The 3,440-nt window shown below is 59.6% G+C and carries 2 protein-coding genes; both read right to left on the minus strand.

Annotated features, from left to right (window positions below):
• Positions 1-738: ABC transporter ATP-binding protein (locus ABX749_RS26565; protein ID WP_372898661.1), on the minus strand; the 738-nt coding region annotated here is incomplete at its 3' end.
• Positions 735-3,368 carry a hypothetical protein gene (locus ABX749_RS26570; protein ID WP_372898662.1) on the minus strand — a complete coding sequence of 878 codons (2,634 nt, stop codon included), beginning with the start codon at positions 3,366-3,368 and terminating at the stop codon, positions 735-737. The genes ABX749_RS26570 and ABX749_RS26565, both read right to left, overlap by 4 nt.
• Positions 3,369-3,440 lie beyond the last annotated feature (72 nt).

Consider the following 3,440-nt stretch of genomic DNA (forward strand, 5'->3'; position numbering starts at 1 on the left):
ATCGACCTGGTCGTGGTCGACCAATTGAATTTCAAAGGTGCGTCGTTGCTGGATATCGCGCATGATTTCGTCCAGCGTGCCGAACGCCCGCAGCCGTCCTTTGGTGATCATGGCCACGATGTCGCACACCCGCGCCAGCTCGGGCAGGATGTGACTGGTAACGATCAACGTTTTTCCCATCTCCGCCAGCCGCAACAACATCGTCCGCATGTCGATCCGTGCTTGCGGATCAAGCCCGTTGGCCGGTTCGTCCAGGATCATCACTTGGGGATCGTGCATCAAGGTTCGGGCGATTGCCACGCGTTGCTGCATCCCGCGACTGAGTGCATCGACGAATAGGTCTTTCATGTATGTCGCGCCGGCGATCTCCAGCACTTCATCAATGCGTACGATCCGCTTGCGTCGGCCGATCCCGTAGGCGGCGCCGAAGAAATCCAAATACTCACCGACTCGCATGTTGCTGTACTTGCCGAAATCATCGGGCATGTAGCCGACCAGCCGTTTGATCTTTCGCGATTCGGTCAGACAGTCCGCACCGGCAATTCGGGCCGTGCCACTGGTCGGCTTGAGCAGCCCGACCAGGATTCGGATGGTGGTCGTTTTGCCGGCACCGTTGGGTCCAATGAACCCCAAGATCTGGCCGCTGTGGACGGTGATCGAGAGGGAATCCAAGGCGGTGAATTCATCATACCGCTTGGTCAGATCCACAGTTTCAATGATGGGTTGTTGATCGCTCACGGTTTGCCTGTGTCGAAAGCTTCGTCAAGAGAGGGAAGGTCGCTGGTGTTGATCTGCGCCACTGCATCGAGCTGAACGTAGTCGATTTGCCAAGTCGCGTTGTCGACCACTTGATCGCCCGCTTCGCCCGAGTTCGACGCGTTGGCCTTTCGCTCAGTCGCCTCGAACGATTCGGTGACGCCGAACGCCAAATACAGCCCGCCGTCGGCATGCAAACGCAACGCATCCCTGCGGTCGATCGTGAACGTTACCACCCCGGTGGCGTTGTCCAGCTGAAAGACTCGGGTGGGCTGGTCATCGACAAGTGCGTTGACGAAAAACGTGCGTGACGGCGCGTTGATCTTCATCGTCACATTGACTTGTTGCAGCGTCATCGGTGCGACGACATCGGGGAAACGAAACAGCAACTGCGCCTCGGCCGCCTTCGTCATCTCGGCAAGCCACTTTCCGGTGCGCGGACTAAACAGCGTCGTTCGCCCTTGGGCTCCCCAGAAAGCGTCGGTTCGGATGAAGCTGGACGGGATTTGAAATTCGACGCCGCCAGCGGGTCGTTCTAATTGAATGGGAATGGACACCAACGCCGCCCCGCGTTGATCGAAACGGTTGTCAAACTGGACGCCGAGTTCGAAGGGATCGGTCCATACCAACAGCGACGGTCCCTGGCCGAGCGAATGCCCTTCGGCGGAGGTGAGCACCGCGTCATAGAAGTCCTGGCGCATCCGCTGCTGGTCGGTCAAAATGGAACCGGGGATGAACTGACCGGGCGGAAGCCGATCGGAGGCTGCCGCGATGACTTGCCCCGCGGAAGCATCCGCGTCGATCGTTACCGCGGTGATCGGCCCCGGCGACGCGACGATCAGTCCGTCCTGACAGGTCTGGGGGTCGAGCCCGGAGAGTGTTCCTCGAAAACCCTGGCCATCAAACGTGCCACGCACGCGGATCGGCTGCTGGAGCGTGGTGGATGAATCGGACACCAGATGTCGGACGACGCCGGGCGGTTGCCCTGGACCGAGCCAGCGGCTGGTGCCGTCGTCTTCTAAACTGACTCGGCGTGTTTGCGACGTCTCCGTGTTCTCCAGCGGCATCGTCATCACCTGGTGATTGGACACCAACCCCAAGTCACCGCTTTGTTGGCTGTAGACGGCGCGGATCGTGGACACATCGGCTTCGCCCGTGGCCGGCTGAACCTGGACGACTTGGCTGGTGGCGACCGTCGAGGGGATTGCGGTGGCATGTGAGGAACCGATCGCCAGCATGATCAGCGTGGTGACGATGGCCGAGACGGGAACCAGAAACGCCATGCGTTCGAGTCGTCGTTGGCGGGCCCACCAGACTCCGCCGATCAAGATCACCAACGCGTTGACGCCCAGCACGAAGGCGGCCGTCGAACGGCTGGGAATCTGATAGCCGATCTGGTCATCGACGATCGGTTTCATCGCGGCGACCAGATCCTGCGGTTGGTTCTTGGGTTCAAAGAATTCTCGCGCAAGCTGGTTCAAGCCGGCCATGACTTTTTGGTCGGAATGAATCCAGCCATCGGCGCCCAAAGCGGTGAACAGGACGTCGCCATCACCGACACGTTTGCGAAACGCGACCGGCCAGCCATCGATCCGGCAGATGACGTCGTCGGCCTGTGTCAACACCCGCAGCATTGCGACTGGAGTTTCCGACGACCAACTTTCGGTCGAACCGGCCGTTCCCCTGACCGGATCGGTGGTCTGCAATTCAAACTCGTTCAATTCGGTGCGATCGATCACGGTAAAGTCCGCGTCGTCACCAAGAAGATCGTTGACGAGAGACTGGCTGGTCAGATCCAACATGATCCAAGCCCGACCACCGCGGCGGATCCAACGCCGGATCGCGACGACTCCATCGGAATCGTACTGCAATTGGTCGCCGGCGATCACAACTTGATCCAGTTCGTCCAATGCACCATAGGTCGGTGGTAAAAAGTTAGACAAGAAACTGACGATCGGCAGATCACTCGGACTCAGGGTGACCGAATCACGCCCCGCGTTCAGAACGGCGTTCAATCGCTCCCGAGTGGCTTCACGTCGCGTCTCCCCTTCAAGATCAAGTGGACCGGCAAACAGCCCCGTGTTGATCTCGTTGTCGGCCAACATCAACGACCGCACCGACACGGGCATCTGATTCACGTTCTCGGTGAACGACTCTTCTCCCTCCGACTCGGCAATGCGAATCATCGACAGGTCGACACGATTGCCGTCGATCCGCTCGCTCGGCGGAATCGCGAGCGGCAACCAGGATTGGCGTTTACTTCGCGCGGGGAGCCAAAACCGAGTCGAAAATTGAAGGTTGGGATCATCTCCCACAAAGACCGATACGACCTCTTCGACATCCTGATCGGTGTGATTGACTCCCACGACCGCTAGTGACGCCCATCCGCCGCTGGCAAACCGCTGGACGCCAGACGGCATGACCGTGACGGCAACACCCGCAGGTTCCTTCGCTTGGGGGTCGCTTGCGGGCGACCCGGCTGTGCTTTCGGACACATCCTCCTGGGCCAACGCACCGGTGGAGGAAACCGGAGGCAAGGCCATCAAACCGCACATCACAAGAACGCCGACCACCTGTTTGAATCTGGCCGCACTCAGGGTCGTTGGGATCATCCGCTACTGCTCAATCTCAAAAGTTTGTTCCGCGTCACGCCAATGTTAACGTCTCGGCGCCCCGGCTACGAG

The organism is Stieleria sp. (genome assembly GCF_041595215.1).
Classification (GTDB): domain Bacteria; phylum Planctomycetota; class Planctomycetia; order Pirellulales; family Pirellulaceae; genus Stieleria; species Stieleria magnilauensis.